Genomic DNA, 15,797 nt, shown 5'->3' with positions numbered 1-15,797 from the left:
ATATGAAAAAGTTATTTCACATACTAATAATAATACTTATTTCTTTTCCCACTCTACTTGTTGCTCTAGAAAATAAAGAAAAAGTACAGATAAAAAATATTAAGTATATTGGCAATGAGCGAGTAAGTGATCAAACAATAAGGTTTTATACAAAATTAGAACCAGGTAGTCATATAAATGATGATGATGATGTAGATTCAGTTATAAAAGATTTATACAAAACAAAGTTATTTGCTAGTATTAACGCCTATATCGATGATGAAAAAAACTTAGTAGTAAAAATTCATGAGAACCCATTGATTAACAAAGTAATATTGAAAGGCAATAAGTTATTTAACAGTAAAGAGTTGCTAAATAACGTTATCCAGTCAAAATCACTAACTATTTTCACTGAAACAAAATTACAAAACGATTTAATAAATCTAGCTACTCTTTATAGGAACAGTGGTAAAATTGGTGTTAAAATTGCATATGAGCTAGATAAACTTGGTAGCAATAGGATAAACCTAATTTTTAAGATAAAAGAAGGAAGAACGTCTAAAATTAAGGGTTTACGATTCATAGGTAATAAAAACTTTTCAGCAAATGAGCTAGAGCAAGTTATCAAAAGGCATAGCAATGATATATTTAGTAAGTTATTTAGAGCCATTTTTAAAAGCGGAACTCATTATTCACCTCAATATCTACTGATTAACACAGAACTGCTTGATCGCTTCTATTCATCTAAGGGGTATATTCAAAATAATATCCAACCAATTGTTGAGGTTGATAATAACAACCAAATAGAGTTAACTTTTTTGATTGATGAAAAGCAGCAATACTTATTTGGAAATAATGAAGTTGATATTGAAACTGAGATTCAGGATTTAAGTTTAAGGGAAGAAATATTAGAATTTATCAAAGAGGAAAATAATCAAATATTTAATAGAGTTAAAATTAACAATACAGCAGAAAAAATAAGTAAACATTTAAACGAAAAAGGATATATATTTGCAAAAGTTAATCCAGAATATACACAACATAACAATATTGTGGATGTAACTTACAAAGTGCTACCAGGTAAAAAGATTTATATAAACCAAATTACTATTGATGGTAATGACCGCACTTTAGATAAAGTAATTAGAAGAAAACTTAGCATAGCAGAAGGCGACGCATATAACACATCTGACATTCAAAAATCACGTAGAAAACTTATATATAGCGATTTTTTTGAAACAGTAAAAATAAATAGTTATATAGTGGATGAAAATGCAGTAAATCTTGATTTAAATGTCAAAGAAAAAAGAACTGCCTCGTTATCTTTAACAGGTGGCATGTCCCTTCCTGGTGGAGTATTTGTTAAAACCGATTTCACAGATCGTAATTTATTTGGTAGTGGTAAAGAGGTATCTTTTGCTCTTGAAAAAAGTCAATATGTTCTTTCTACTAGTATAGACGCTGTTGAAAATAATTTTAACGATTCTGATACTTCACTAGGCATGAGTATTTTTTATGAAAAACAAGACAAACCAAACACTACTTTCGATACCTGCAACTGGGGAGGAATAGCAAAAGTATCATATAAAATCTCAGAAAATCTAACCAATTCCTTTCAATATTCTTATAAGTATAATCACATACACATGGACAATAAGGGTGGAAAAGATGAGGATATCTCTGAGATAATAAGAGATCAAGAAGGTGAGTATCAGGTTTCATCAGTGGGATACACGTTAGCGTACAATAAACTGGATAACCTCTATACTCCTAAAGAGGGATATTTATTGCGTTTAAGTCAGGATATTTCAGGATTATGGGGAAATGTAAATTTCCTAAAATCTGAATTCTTATCTTTTTATACACACCCTATATTAAGCAAAATTGATGATGATATAACATTGCGCTTTAAAGTAGCAGCAGGTCATATTTTTTCCTATACTAATAAAGAGCTCAACATTGGCCAGCACTTCTTTAAAGGTGGCAATGAGATTAGAGGATTTGACCTTTCCGGCATTGGACCAAGAGCAGAAGACAAAAATAAAAGCTCATTGGGAGGCAAAACTTATTTTAATTTAACACAGCAAGTAGATTTTCCACTATCTAAATTATACGACTATGCTGGTATCAAAGGCTCACTATTTGTTGACTATGCAACACTTTTTGGTTTAGATGAAAAGAAGGGATATAGTGGGAAATATTACGATAGTAAGCTTATAAGAGTATCACCAGGTTTTGGCTTTTCAATGCCTTCTCCTTTTGGTAGGCTGAGATTAGATTTTGGATTTCCTTTAGTAAAGGAAGCTTATGACATAATACCATCGACAAACGTTAAAATTTCTATTGAAGCGGGGATTTAAATGAAATATATACAGTTATTTACATCAGTTATTGCCTTAATTATTTCCTTATTTGTGGGGTATAAGTTTGTAGGGTATCAACCTCAGAGCGCGATTAATACAAAGGCTGCCATTATTGATAGTGACAAAGTTATCAATGAATCTCTGGCTCTGCAAAATATACAACAACAAATAAAGGAGCAGAATTCTAGATTACAGCAAGAATTTGAAAATGAGTTGGAAAAATTTAAGCCATCGAAAGAAGAATTTGACCTTTTGTCAGAAGAAGCAAAAAAAGAAAAGACGGAACAATTTAGTAAGCATACTGTAAGCGTTAGGGATAATTACGCCAAGAAAATGTCACATTTAGAAGAAAATTATCGAGAAGCAGTAGAAAGTGTCTTTAACAAGATAAAAGAAGTTGCTAAAAGAACGGCAGAAAAAAACAATATAGATTTAGTACTATTTATTTCAAAAAAGAATCAAGTTTTATACTCCATGGATGAAGTCGATTTATCGGATGTGGTATTAAAAAATGTAAACAAGGAAATACCTGAATTTGCTTTGCAAAGCATTGAGTAGGCTTATGCAATGTAATATCAATAATATTATAAAAATACTACCACATTCTTATCCTTTTCTCTTAGTAGATAGGGTTATAGAATGCGAACCTGGTAAAAGTATAAAAGCAATCAAAAATGTTACTTTCAACGAGCAATTTTTTATTGGTCATTTTCCTGGCCATCCGATAATGCCAGGAGTTTTGATAATTGAGTCTTTAGCTCAGGCATCTGCTATATGTGTTCTCGGTAAAAAAATAGTAGAAAATAAAGTTGTATACTTTATGTCCATTGAAAACGCAAAATTCAGAAAGCCAGTCACTCCAGGAGATACCTTAATTCTTCAATCTAACTTTGAAGGTTTGCGTTTAGGTGTATACAAATTTAAGTGTGTTGCATCTGTTGGAAAAGAAGAGGTTGCAGGAGCAACAATCTTAGCAAAACTGCAAGATAAATAAAATCTTCATCTATAAGAAACAGTATGTACACTGTATAGTATAAAGATGCAACTGAATTTCAAAATCTCATTTTCAAACTTATACACTCGTAGTGAATTAATAAAGTTAGATAAGGCGTTTTTGGATTACATAAAATCGTGCGATGAAAGCTTGTTTTATTCATTAGTTGAAGCAAGAGAAAAAGCAGCTTCTTCTTCGATGTCATCCCAGTGTTCATCCCAGTGCTTGACACTGGGATCCAGAAAACAAAAAGGATGGATTCCAGCTTGGATGAAAGATGGTTGTAATAGCCAGTTAATAATGGATCTCTCACATTTACTTGATGAATTTATTGCAAAATTTTTCAATATTGAAAAAGAAGTAGAAGAGTTAAAGGAAAAACACAATGACTTTGCTGTAATATACAGATGCAAAAGATTATTTGTTCAGCGTTATGCATTGAAGAAATACACTGATGTAGCAAATATTGATTATGTCACTAACAAATTAAATAGTTTCATTACTTTACCGACAACAGAAAAAAACTTTTCTGAGCAGGTAATGAGTTGGCTTGAAAATAAAGAGGATCACAAAGAAGAAATAGAACTTGCGGCTCAATATGCAGTTTGGAGAGTGAAAAATAAACAGAGTATACTATTTAGCATACATAAGAAAATTGATTACGAAAATCTCGTATCATTCTTGAAAAAAGAAGTAGATGAGGTTGAGGTTCTGTATTCAAATGAGGTGAAAAGAAGATATGGTTTTGATCTAACAAGCAAAAAGGTGAGTTTGAATAAAGCACTAGATAATGCTCACTACTGCATATTTTGTCATAAGCAAAGTAAGGACAGCTGCTCAAAGGGGCTAATCAATGATGACAACACTTTCAAAAAGTCTCCACTTAGAGTTGAGCTGCACGGCTGCCCACTAGAGCAGAAAATATCAGAAATGAATCTGGTAAAAAGCGAAGGATATAGCATAGCAAGTCTTGCAATTGTGATGATAGATAACCCATTATGTGCGGCTACTGGACACAGAATATGCAATGACTGCATGAATTCGTGCATATATCAAAAACAAGAACCCGTAAATGTGCCAGCAATTGAAACAAGGATTCTAGATGATGTGCTTAGTTTACCGTATGGATTTGAAATATATTCTCTGCTTAGCCGTTGGAATCCTTTAAATTTTAAGCGTCCATTGCCAAAAGGAAACACTGGAAAAAACGTCCTAGTTGTAGGCCTTGGTCCTGCGGGTTTTAATTTAGCTCATCATTTATTAAACGATGGGCATAACGTTATCGCCATTGACGGACTAAAGATTGAAACTTTGATCGATAATTTACAGCTAATTAAAGGTTTTGAACACGAAAAATTGAGTGAACGCACGGCAGATGGGTTTGGTGGAGTGTCAGAATACGGCATTACTTCTAGGTGGGATAAAAATTACTTAAAGATTATTAGATTACTGCTGGAAAGACGTGAGAATTTTGCACTTTATGGAGGCATTCGTTTTGGCAGCACGATAACTGTTGATGACGCATTTAACTTGGGTTTTGATCACATTGCCTTGGCACTTGGCTCTGGTAAGCCACGAATGATCAAAATAAAAAACATACTAGCCCGTGGAGTGCGCATGGCATCTGACTTTCTTATGTCGTTACAACTGACTGGCGCTCTTAAATTTGATTCTATAGCAAATCTGCAAGTTCGTATGCCGATAGTTGTCATAGGTGCAGGACTCACTGCAATTGATACTGCTACTGAAGTTTTAGCTTACTATCCGATTCAAGTAGAAAAATTTCTTCTTCGTTATGAAATATTGGTTGATAAGTATGGAAAGAAATATGTCGAAAAAGATTGGAAAGAAGAGGAATATGAACTTGCAAATGAGCTGATATCGCATGCACAATTGATCCGAAAAGAGCAAGAATCAGCAAAAAAAGAGAATAGAGAAGCAAAAATATTGGAACTAATGCAAAGTCTAGGGGGAGTGAAAATTGTATATAGAAAAGAGCTAAAAGATTCACCAAGTTATCGATTAAATAGCGAAGAGGTGCAAAATGCACTATCAGAAGGGATTTACTTTATTGAAAACTTAGAGCCGATTGAAGTTGTAATAGATAAATATAACCACGCTGAATCAATAAAACTAATAGACACAAAATCTGATGAAATCAAGCATATAAAAGCACGTTCTATTTTTATAGCAGCAGGTACTGAACCAAATACAGTTATTGCAACAGAAGATAAAAAGCATTTTAAATTAAATAACGGATATTTTACTCATTTGAATTCATCGGGAAAAGAAATAGATCCTATCTTTTCTCCTAAGATGCGAGATAAAGATAGAATATTAGTATATAAGGAAGGCAATAAAACAATTAGCTTTTTTGGTGATCTTCATCCCTCGTATAGCGGCAGTGTAGTCAAAGCTATGGCAAGCGCTAAGAATGGTTACCCTATCATTTCTCAGCTTTTGAATAGAGTTAATAGCTTCATTTATGTCACTCCGGCTAGAATCTCGGAGTCACATGCACAATTGTATGAATGTTGTAATATAAGAGTAACTTTCACCAAAAAAGATGTCATTCCAGTGCCCAGACACTGGAATCCAGAAAACTTAATTTTGAATGAGTACACCAGATGGTTGTATAGTCAGAACTGGATTCCAGTGTCAGCTATTTGCACGACACCACCTGCTATGCGAATTACCTACAAATTGCAGCATTTGCACGCTAAAGCGTCACGCGCTGGAATAATATCAGAACACCTAGCTAACAAAGAATTTTTCAATAAAATCAAAGAGCAATTCACTGCAAAGGTTATAAAAGTTCAATATTTAACAAACAAAGTTGTGGAAATAGTGATCAAAGCACCACTTGCGGCAAAGAATTTTAAACCTGGACAATTCTTTAGGTTGCAAAATTTTGAAACCAATAGTAGAAAAGCCAATAATACAAACCTTGCTATGGAAGGTATAGCAGTAACCGGCACTGAAGTAGACAAAAAAAAAGGATTTATTTCCACTATTGTGCTTGAAACTGGCGGTTCCACTAATTTATGTAAATGTTTTAAAAAAGGTGAACAAATAATTCTTATGGGTCCAACTGGCAGTCCTACTGAGATTGGTTAAACCTATTTTGTACTAATTATACCATAATGTATATTATTTATTAATAAATCTATACTACAATAATGATTTTTATTAAGGTAGTATTATGACACATCAGTTAATATTCACACTTCCAAAAGAAAGCTACTCTATAGCTATAGGACCATGTTCTGCAAAAAGTAGAAAGTGTAAGGAGTTTATAGCAAAAAACGAAGACGTAGGTATGAAATTTCTTATTTCTACTAAAGATGATACTGGCAAAACAGGAAAAATGTCCCTTTGTAAAGATAATAACGGTCAAGATGAGTGTACAACATCCTACACAGTTCAATTTCCAGTAATTTATAATGATCTTTTTAATGATAGCTTGAGCTACGTAAGTGTTCTTTTGGATCATGATAAAGGACATTTAACTAGGATGCGCAATGAATTCGATAAATATAATATTGATTACACAGTTATGGACAATGATATAACACAGAATATGTTGTCAGAGGTTTTTATATAATCTAATTTTCATTATACAGCTACTCAGAGCTCTCTTGGTTCCATTATCTCTACTCGAATGCCGTCATTACAGTGCTTGATACAGGGATCTATAGATAAACAATTTAATATTCCACTACGTGTTAGCGGAACCTATCTATATCATTATCCAAAAAACATAAAAAACTAAATTAACGAAGAATTCTTTAATAGAATCAGATATTGCGAAGAGCATAAAAGTCGAATGAGTGCATTAAAAACTGGCAGATCCATTATATTTATGCAAATACTGAAGAGAAAGCGAGTAAATAACTCTCAACTGACAGACTTAATGAAGTTCTAGATATTAAAGTGATGCCAAACTTTATTTCAAAAAGTAAATAATTTACTAACGCTCGTGCACAAATTAAAAATAAATTATGCACGAGTGTAGCACTGTGAATTAGGAGTGCTATATTAAAGCTTACCTCACTATTAAAGCTATCGGTCAGATTAGATTAAAAACCTAATCTGACCGGTTTCTCTATAACCTTCTAAACCCTGATATAATTATATGGTAATTAGCTTAACTAGTGGTTAATATGCAAATTGATTTTATTTGTATGTTGAGGTAGCATAAACCATACTGTTTTACATCATTGTGCAACTTTATAAATTTTTATTGCTATTTCTATTGACTACATTAATAGTGATAGTCCTAATATTACCTGAAAATTTAGGTACTACACTGAATTGTTCTCATCCAGTTCTAAATTTTGATTTATCTTTTCGTATCGTACTAATATCTTTTTTATCAGTTGCATTTTTAGCTGTTCTACCAGTACAAAATTTGACTTTTTCAGAGATGCTATCTTTTGCTGCTTACACTATTAGTTCACTTTATGCAGTTTTATCTGAACATATGATATTGGTTATAATATTCTGTGAATTAATGACTGTCAGTGCATTTTTTACTATCGCATCTGGCTGTAGAGATAGTGGACCTGCAATAAGGTACGCTTGTGTACACTTTTTCGTTGGAGTTATATTAATAGTAGGATTGGCACTTCAAAGCACTAACCTGATAATTTTGGGTTTATTGATAAACTGCGCTTGTTTTCCTTTTTCGTTTTGGATTGTTGATGCATATCCTGCTGCATCGCTACATGGCACCACATATCTCTCTTTATTTACCACTAAAGTCTCTTTTTTAGTGATGCTTTTACACACTTATAACCTATGGCAAGATTGTACTGAAATATTAGCGCTTGTAGGCGCCATCACTGCAATTTACAGCATTATATTTGCTTCTCTTGAGCAAAATATTCGCAGATTTTTATGCTATAATGTTGTAGGACAAATGGGCTTGCTGATTATTGCAGGAAGTTTGCTCAGTCCTTCGGAAAAAGCAATACCAATTTTGATACTGCATATAATCTTCTCTCTTGTTTATCAATCATTATTGTTTGTGGTCAGTAATTCGATTATTTTACAAACAAAAACAATTAGTTTTAATGGAGTGGGTAAACTGATGTCAGTGGAAGGCATGTGTGCTATAATCGCAATACTTACAATGGCTGCATTTCCTGGAACCGTTGGATTTATCAGTAAATCATATATCACAGCTGAAATTGAAATGAACACTGTTGCCTTAAAAGGGTATAAAAATTTATATAAGCTTCTAAATTTGCTGCTTCATTTAAGCTTGGGGCTAAAGTTTCTTTATTACTTATTTATTGCAAAAAGTAAGTCAAAACCTTTAGCAGAGAGGGGAAGCAAAATGACTATGATTATTTTAGCATTTATATGCGTAATCGCTGGCAATCCTTACTTACCTATTTACAATAAACCTTCGATTTTCGATTTTGTGTACAACACAAAAAATGTTTTGTCGCAATTTAATTTATTACTATGTACCACTTTATTGTTTATTCCTTTACGCAAGTTATTTTACCCGAGAGTAAATTTTAAAATGGATGTTGATTGGATTTTTAGAATTTTCATATCCTATATTATCTTGTTGTTCAATCAATTGGTCTTTAAAGTGAGAGAAATGTCTGCCAACGTACTGCAAAACTTGACTAATTCACTTACTAATTTATACTTTAATAATATTACTAAACTTAAAGAAGTGCTAAGTTATAACTCAGTAAGTTTTGTTTCAGCTTCTTCTCTCTTTTTAATGAGTATTCTACTAATGCTATTATGTTTAAATCGTTAACTGAAAGTTTAAATTCTGTATTTAGTAAACTGAGAGGAAAGTCGATCATTTCTGAAGATGATTTTAATCTTGCCATGCGTGAAATACGTATAGCTTTAATTGAAGCTGACGTTTCACTTGAAGTTGCAAAAAAATTCATCAACGACATTAAAGATAAAGTGATTGGGGAAAAAGTCATAAAAAGTGTTTCTCCAGCACAAATGATAATTAAAATTGTGCAGGATAATTTAGTTGCAGTTCTCGGATCAGAGAAAAGTGACTTAAATCTAGCAGTTAAACCCCCTGCTGTGATTATGATGGTGGGCTTACAAGGTGCAGGTAAAACAACTACCTCAGGAAAGCTTGCTTTAAAGCTAAAAAAGCAAAAGAAAAAAGTGATGCTTGCCTCTTTAGACATTTATAGGCCGGCTGCCCAGAAACAACTTGAGGTGCTGGGTAAACAGATAGACGTACAAACTTTATCTATAGTAATAAATGAGGAGCCTATTGCAATTACAAAAAGGGCACTGGCAGCAGCAAAGAACGATAATTATGATGTATTAATACTAGACACCGCAGGCAGGCTTCATATTGACAATAATATGATGAATGAGTTGAAAGCCGTAAAGGAAATAGCTTCACCTGCAGAAGTTATTTTAGTAGCCGACGCAATGATAGGCCAGGATGCGGTCAACATTGCCAAATCATTCAATGAGGTAATAGGTGTAACCGGCATTATTCTCACCCGTGTTGATGGTGATGCACGTGGTGGTGCTGCTCTTTCTATGAAAATGATCACCGATTGTCCAATTAAATTTATTGCTTGTGGTGAAAAATTAAGTGACCTCGATGATTTTTATCCCGATAGAATTGCAAAAAGGATACTTAGCATGGGTGATGTTGTATCATTGGTTGAAAAAGCTGCTGAGATTGTTGGTCAGGAAGAAATTGATAAGTTACAAAAGAAAGTAAAAAAGGGTAAATTCGACCTAAACGACCTAGTGGGAATGTTAAAAACTCTGAGTAAAATGGATGGCATTAGCAACATAATGAAATTCATCCCTAGTTCATTCACAAAAAAGCTAAGTAGCAGTGTGCCAGACGACAATAAAGTGAAAAAATATATAGCCATCATAAACTCAATGACCGAAAAAGAAAGGCAAAATCCAGATATTTTAAATGGCAAAAGAAGACTTAGAATTTCTAAGGGGTCCGGAACAAGTGTAACTGACGTTAATCTTCTAATTAAGCAGTATAATCAAATGAGCTCTATGGTGAATAAGTTCAGTAAAGTTGACCATAGTAAACTCAAAGAATCTGATTTGATGGATATGCTAAGCAGAAAGTAAGTCAGCAGGTAGTGGAATGAAATAAAATCATCAGTTGTAATTGCTGTTGAATAGTAAAGTATATTATTTTAGCGTGAAGTAATAAATTCAATAAATTTCTTCAGTTGGAATTGGCATGATAATAAAAATTGATACAAGTTACTTTATCTATATTTAATGCGCTGTTTTATAGCTAACACACTATACCACCGTAGCACTACACTAGTAACAGACCGAAGGTTGTCGATATCTCAAGTTAGGCTAGTTACAGCATCCACAATATCGTTTGTAAACCTGTAGCTATATACAATAAATGAACTTTTTTATATATTCGTTGTTAGTATTTTGTATTTCCTGAACAGTTCCGTGAAAAATGATCTCCCCTTCATATAATACTGCTATTTTGTCAGCTATTTTAAATGCACTATGAATATCATGTGTAATCGTGATAATTGTAGGACGAAGATCTTGAGATAATTTTATTATTATCTCGTTTACTACATCTGACATGATTGGGTCTAATCCTGAAGTTGGCTCATCCAATACAATAATTTCTGGGTTGTGTGCAATTGCTCTTGCAAGTGCCACTCTTTTCTTCATTCCACCTGATAGTTCTACTGGAAACATTTCTGCTATGTTTTCTTCCAGTCCAACGTCATTTAACTTCTCGATTGCTAGGCGTTTTGCCTCCTTTATGCTGATATTAAAGCGTTTTTTATAATTAAAAGATATATTTTCCCACACTGTAACGTAGTCAAACAAAGCGGAATTTTGAAATAAGACTCCAAATTTATTTTTGCTTTTACTATTTATTTTAATAGACCCTGAGTCTGGTGTCAGTAATCCAATAATTATTTTTGTTAATACAGATTTACCACTTCCTGAGCCGCCAAGTATGACTAATGATTCTCCTTTCGATATATTGAAAGTTATGTTGTTTAATATCGTTCTATCATCAAAGGATAAGCTTAGATTCAATATTGATATTATGGGGCTATGCATGTATTAAAGTAATTAAGTAATTTGCTAAAATTATCAATATAGAGGATATAACAACAGTTGATGTTGTTGCAATACCTACTCCTCGTGCACCTTCCCTACAATGGTAACCGTAATAGCAACTTGAAACAGAAATTATGGCACCAAAAGCAGTCGCTTTCATTAGCCCAACAATAAAATCGTACATATTAAAGAATTGAGCTGTATATTTTATGTATATATTTAAATTGTGGTTAAATTCAAAGACTGCGGTGACATACCCTCCAAATATTCCTATTAGATCTGCACATACTGTAAGTATTGGAAATACTATAACTGACGCTAGAATTCTTGGTACAATTAAATATTTGAAAGGATTGATGTCCAAAGTTGTAAGTGCATCTATTTGTTCAGTGATGCGCATCGTGCCAATTTCTGCTGCAATTGAGGACCCAACCTTTCCTACCATTATTAAGCTGATCAAAACTGGCCCTAACTCTTTAATGATAGTAACCGTAACAAGTTTAGGTACTACTTGTTCTTGATTAATCAATATACCACTTAAGCTACTCTGTAAAACTATCACTGCTCCTATAAAAACTCCAGTGAGCCCAACAATTGGCAAAGAGAAAAAGCCTATCTCTATAATTTGTCTTGCCACATTGCTAAAATAATATGGAGGAATAAAGCAGTGGTATAGAGATTGAATAAAAAATACAAATGCGTTACCAATCCTCAACAGAAAGTTGATAAAGCATCTACCGATTATTCTAACACTGTCTATATTAAAGGAACTCACTTTACATTTATCTTAGCTAAAATTAGTTTTACTGATTTTATTAAAATTTTTATTAACTTCGCCAGAGTATAGTCAAGATATGTCTTAAGTTCAATATACTTTGATCAAAATGCTTGAGTTTAAGTTTATAAGAGTGAATTGTATAAGAAAACCTTACTTATTTCGCTATTTACTTCTTGTAAAAAACATGCTACTAATAAATTGTGTTATATAATTGAATTGGAGTAAGTTTTGGCAGTTCCGAAGAGAAAAAAGTCAAAATCAAGGCGTAATATGCATCGTTCTCATCATGCTATTAAGCCTAAGAATATTGTGGTATGTGCAACAACTGGAGAATTCATGTTGCCTCACAACATAGCAGTTGACAATAGTTACAAAGGAAAACGTGTTTTCATTAAACAAAAGGCGGAGTAACTCATGATATGTTACCCACGGTCAACAACAACATAGTTATCGCACTTGATGCTATGGGAGGGGATTTTGCACCTTTTTCCGTAATTCAGGGTGCTAGTTTTTTCTTGGATAATCTTGTTGACCCAGGTGTTGAAGTTTTTTTTCATATTTATGGAGATCAGAAAGAAATATCTCCTTTGCTTTCAAAATACAAAAAAGTAAGCGATAGCTCCGAATTTACCCATTGCTCTGATAATGTTCTTCCAAATGATAAACCCTCTTTTGCACTTAGACATCGCAAAGATTCAAGTATGAAGGCAGCTGTTGAAGCAGTGAAAAAAGGTAAAGCTTTTGGGATGGTGTCTTCAGGCAACACTGGAGCATTGATGGCTATCTCCAGATTTATTTTAGGAACATTACCCAATATCTATCGTCCTGCTATTGCATCTGTCTGTCCAACTAAGACAAAAAGCTTTGCATTGCTTGATCTTGGTGCAAATGTTGACTGTAATACTGACTCATTATTTCAATTTGCATTAATGGGGAGTATATTTGCAAAAATAGCATTAAAAGTTGAAAATCCTGAAGTCGCTTTGCTAAACATTGGTACAGAGGAAGTGAAAGGTACTGACTCAGTAAGAGGAGCTTTTGAGTTACTCAAAAATGCTCCAAGTATTAACTTCAAAGGATATATAGAGGCAAGTGAATTTTTAGATGGTAATATAGACGTAATTGTTGCTGATGGTTTTGTTGGTAATGTAATGCTCAAGACAGCTGAGGCAACTGCTGGTACTTTTATCAGTCTAATAAAACAGGAAGTATTTAATTCATGGATGACAAAAATGCTTGTCGGCATATTGTTGAAACCCAAGCTAAATAAAGCATTAGAGCGTTTTAATCCTAAAATTAGAAGTGGAGCTATGTTTTTAGGGCTAAATGGTATCATTATAAAGAGCCACGGAAATTCTGATGCTATTTCTTTTGCTCACGCTATAAAATTTGCAGTAAATGCAATCAGTGAAAATTTGAACCAGAAGATAATTAACGGGGTAAGTCATATTAAATAAAAGTTTCATATTGAGCACTGGTTCTTACCTACCAAAAAAAATTTTGAGTAATAACGAAATTGCATCGATAGTTGAAACAAACGATGAATGGATAAGGCAAAGAACAGGAATAGTTCAAAGACATATAGCAGATGAAGGAGAATTAACGTCAGATTTAGCTGTTAATGCAGCGAAAAATGCTATAGAAAAAGCGAAAATTTCAATAGATGAAATTGGTTTGATCATAGTTGCAACAACAACACCTGACAAAACTTTTCCTAGCTGTGCAACGATTATACAAAGTAAATTAAAGTGTAAAAACGCATTTGCTTTTGATGTACAGGCAGCATGCTCTGGTTTTATATATGCAGTTACAGTTGCTGATTCACTTATAAAGTCTAACGATAGAATTAAATACGCGCTTGTTATTGGTGCTGAAATAATGTCTAGGATTGTTGATTGGGAAGATAGGTCAACTTGTGTACTCTTTGGTGATGGTGCTGGTGCAGTGATAATGAAATCAGAAATGAGTAGCAGTAGCATTATATCAACAAACTTACACTCTGATGGCAATGTGGACTTATTATGTACAAACGGAGGAATATCCTCTACTCGTGATTCTGGAAAGATACTTATGAATGGAAGAGAAGTGTTTAAACATGCAGTAGAGAAATTAACAGCCTCAGTAGAGGAAACTCTAAAATGCAATAGTTTGAAGATTACTGATATTGACTGGTTAATTCCCCATCAAGCAAACATTCGCATTATTGAAGCAGTAGTAAAGAAATTAGATTTTCCTATAGAAAAAGTAATTAATACAGTTGATAAGCATGCAAACACCTCAGCAGCGTCAATTCCACTAGCCTTAGACTATGCAGTACAAGAATCAAAAATAAAGTCAGGAAATCTGATATTGCTGATTTCAATAGGTGCAGGCCTGACCTGGGGTTCTGTGTTACTGCGCTATTAGACTTCCTATTACCCACGCTTCTTTTTTCTCAGTTTTATCGTTACATGCTGTACTGACAAAGTTTTGAGATATTATCACAAACATTATATTCACAAGAAATACTTGACTTCACGTGTACTAAGAAGCATTTTATACATGATGTGTGCCCGTAGCTCAGTTGGATAGAGCAACAGCCTTCTAAGCTGTGGGTCGTAGGTTCGAATCCTACCGGGCACATTCTTCTATCAACGCTTTCTATAAATTTTCAAGTATTCTGGTACCACATTTTCAATTGCTAGTGGTCTAATTTTCATTGTTCCGAGATCATCTGACTTTTCGATTGAACTATTCATCATAACTTTCACCTGATCTCGAGTAAGTATAGGGCTTGCATCTCCGGTTATAGGTTTTAACAGCACAGAAACAACTTTACTTTCTAAGAAAAAGGCTATCAATCTTGCCATTGGAAAAGGTACATTGATCAGTAGACACTTTCTGTTAGTCACATTCAGAATAAACTTTAATAAGCTTTTAAAAGAGTAAACTTTTGGTCCACCTATATTATAAATTTTTTTATCTTGCTTATTAAAGCTGATAATACGATATACCACTTCAGCTAAGTTTGTTACACATATCGGCTGAAATTGCGTTATTCCACTACCGATTAACGGCAAAAAAGGAAGAATTGTTGCTAATCTTGCAAATTTATTGAAGAAACTATCTTCTTTACCGAATACAAGACTTGGCTTAATTATTATTGCTCCCTGAAATGCTGAAGTTACAGCTTTTTCACCTTCTAATTTACTTTGGGCGTATCTTGACAGCTTACTATTTTCTATTCCCATGGCAGAAAAATGTATCATCATGTATACACTTTTTATTTGCGCAGCTTTTGCTATTCTTTCAGCTACTCCAACATGAACGTCATAGAAATCGTGCTTTCTTGTCTCATATAGTATTCCTACTAAATTTATAACAACATCACATCCCTCCATACTTTCTAAAATTGATTTTTCATTAAAAAAATCTCCTTCAATTATTGATATTTGTCCTAAATTTCCACATAACTTCAGACAAGCAGCTTTTTCCTGATCACGAGTAAATATTCTTATTAAATACCCCGCCGCTGCCAAGCGTCTTACGATGTGTTTTCCTATAAATCCCGTTCCACCAAAAATAACTATACGTTTTATCACAGTTAAAACTT

Annotated in this window: 13 protein-coding genes and 1 tRNA gene; 11 read left to right on the top strand and 3 right to left on the bottom strand. The window is 33.3% G+C overall.

All coding sequences use genetic code 11. From position 1 onward, the window contains the following. Positions 1-2: 2 nt before the first annotated feature. From bamA to ffh, 7 genes are all read left to right on the top strand, one after another. On the top strand, positions 3-2,339 hold the full coding sequence (bamA, locus tag JKF54_RS04495; protein ID WP_211907709.1) for an outer membrane protein assembly factor BamA: 2,337 nt from the start codon (positions 3-5) through the stop codon (positions 2,337-2,339). Further along, positions 2,340-2,900, top strand: a complete 561-nt coding sequence (locus tag JKF54_RS04490; protein ID WP_211907708.1) for an OmpH family outer membrane protein — start codon at positions 2,340-2,342, stop codon at positions 2,898-2,900. A 4-nt stretch (positions 2,901-2,904) separates the two neighbouring features. Further along, a complete protein-coding gene (gene fabZ, locus JKF54_RS04485) occupies positions 2,905-3,336 on the top strand; it encodes a 3-hydroxyacyl-ACP dehydratase FabZ (RefSeq protein ID WP_211907707.1) in 432 nt (143 codons plus the stop codon). 45 nt (positions 3,337-3,381) lie between these two features. After that, a complete protein-coding gene (locus JKF54_RS04480; RefSeq protein WP_211907706.1) occupies positions 3,382-6,453 on the top strand; it encodes a WPE palindromic element domain-containing protein in 3,072 nt (1,023 codons plus the stop codon). A gap of 85 nt (positions 6,454-6,538) precedes the next feature. Further along, on the top strand, positions 6,539-6,940 hold the full coding sequence (locus JKF54_RS04475; RefSeq protein WP_211907705.1) for a hypothetical protein: 402 nt from the start codon (positions 6,539-6,541) through the stop codon (positions 6,938-6,940). A gap of 618 nt (positions 6,941-7,558) precedes the next feature. Beyond that, a complete protein-coding gene (locus tag JKF54_RS04470; RefSeq protein ID WP_211907704.1) occupies positions 7,559-9,118 on the top strand; it encodes a proton-conducting transporter transmembrane domain-containing protein in 1,560 nt (519 codons plus the stop codon). Beyond that, positions 9,103-10,446, top strand: coding sequence for a signal recognition particle protein (gene ffh / locus JKF54_RS04465; protein ID WP_211907703.1), 1,344 nt, complete (start codon positions 9,103-9,105; stop codon positions 10,444-10,446). Before JKF54_RS04470 ends, ffh begins: the two co-directional genes overlap by 16 nt. A 279-nt stretch (positions 10,447-10,725) precedes the next feature. Here ffh and JKF54_RS04460 read toward each other — a convergent pair whose 3' ends face one another. Both JKF54_RS04460 and JKF54_RS04455 read right to left on the bottom strand, forming a co-directional pair. Beyond that, complete coding sequence (locus JKF54_RS04460; RefSeq protein WP_211907702.1) at positions 10,726-11,427, bottom strand: ABC transporter ATP-binding protein; 702 nt, start codon at positions 11,425-11,427, stop codon at positions 10,726-10,728. Next, a complete protein-coding gene (locus JKF54_RS04455; protein ID WP_211907701.1) occupies positions 11,420-12,202 on the bottom strand; it encodes an MlaE family ABC transporter permease in 783 nt (260 codons plus the stop codon). Before JKF54_RS04455 ends, JKF54_RS04460 begins: the two co-directional genes overlap by 8 nt. A gap of 231 nt (positions 12,203-12,433) precedes the next feature. Between JKF54_RS04455 and rpmF the strand changes: the two genes are divergently transcribed. From rpmF to JKF54_RS04435, 4 genes are all read left to right on the top strand, one after another. After that, positions 12,434-12,616, top strand: coding sequence for a 50S ribosomal protein L32 (gene rpmF / locus JKF54_RS04450; RefSeq protein ID WP_006014434.1), 183 nt, complete (start codon positions 12,434-12,436; stop codon positions 12,614-12,616). A gap of 8 nt (positions 12,617-12,624) precedes the next feature. Then, entirely contained in the window at positions 12,625-13,662 is a 1,038-nt protein-coding gene (gene plsX, locus JKF54_RS04445; RefSeq protein WP_211907700.1) for a phosphate acyltransferase PlsX, read from the top strand. Next, the gene (locus JKF54_RS04440) at positions 13,652-14,611 is read left to right on the top strand and encodes a beta-ketoacyl-ACP synthase III (RefSeq protein WP_211908754.1); all 960 of its coding nucleotides are present in this window, start codon (positions 13,652-13,654) and stop codon (positions 14,609-14,611) included. The genes plsX and JKF54_RS04440 overlap by 11 nt, the downstream gene beginning before the upstream one ends. Positions 14,612-14,753: 142 nt before the next feature. After that, positions 14,754-14,827, top strand: a tRNA-Arg gene (locus tag JKF54_RS04435). A gap of 8 nt (positions 14,828-14,835) precedes the next feature. Here the strand turns inward: JKF54_RS04435 and JKF54_RS04430 are convergent. After that, a complete protein-coding gene (locus tag JKF54_RS04430; protein WP_211907699.1) occupies positions 14,836-15,786 on the bottom strand; it encodes a complex I NDUFA9 subunit family protein in 951 nt (316 codons plus the stop codon). Positions 15,787-15,797: the final 11 nt, after the last annotated feature.

Origin of the sequence: Wolbachia endosymbiont of Spodoptera picta (genome assembly GCF_018141665.1) — a bacterium.
GTDB lineage: Bacteria > Pseudomonadota > Alphaproteobacteria > Rickettsiales > Anaplasmataceae > Wolbachia.
The sequence above is the reverse complement of the archived record's forward strand: the minus strand, read 5'-3'. Positions and strand labels throughout refer to the sequence as shown.

What these genes read in the sequence shown, in the direction of transcription:
- bamA (WP_211907709.1), top strand. Translation starts at nt 3, where the DNA reads ATGAAAAAGTTATTTCACATACTAATAATAATACTTATTTCTTTTCCC.
- JKF54_RS04490 (WP_211907708.1), top strand. Translation starts at nt 2,340, where the DNA reads ATGAAATATATACAGTTATTTACATCAGTTATTGCCTTAATTATTTCC.
- fabZ (WP_211907707.1), top strand. Translation starts at nt 2,905, where the DNA reads ATGCAATGTAATATCAATAATATTATAAAAATACTACCACATTCTTAT.
- JKF54_RS04480 (WP_211907706.1), top strand. Translation starts at nt 3,382, where the DNA reads ATGCAACTGAATTTCAAAATCTCATTTTCAAACTTATACACTCGTAGT.
- JKF54_RS04475 (WP_211907705.1), top strand. Translation starts at nt 6,539, where the DNA reads ATGACACATCAGTTAATATTCACACTTCCAAAAGAAAGCTACTCTATA.
- ffh (WP_211907703.1), top strand. Translation starts at nt 9,103, where the DNA reads ATGTTTAAATCGTTAACTGAAAGTTTAAATTCTGTATTTAGTAAACTG.
- JKF54_RS04460 (WP_211907702.1), bottom strand. Translation starts at nt 11,427, where the DNA reads ATGCATAGCCCCATAATATCAATATTGAATCTAAGCTTATCCTTTGAT.
- plsX (WP_211907700.1), top strand. Translation starts at nt 12,625, where the DNA reads ATGTTACCCACGGTCAACAACAACATAGTTATCGCACTTGATGCTATG.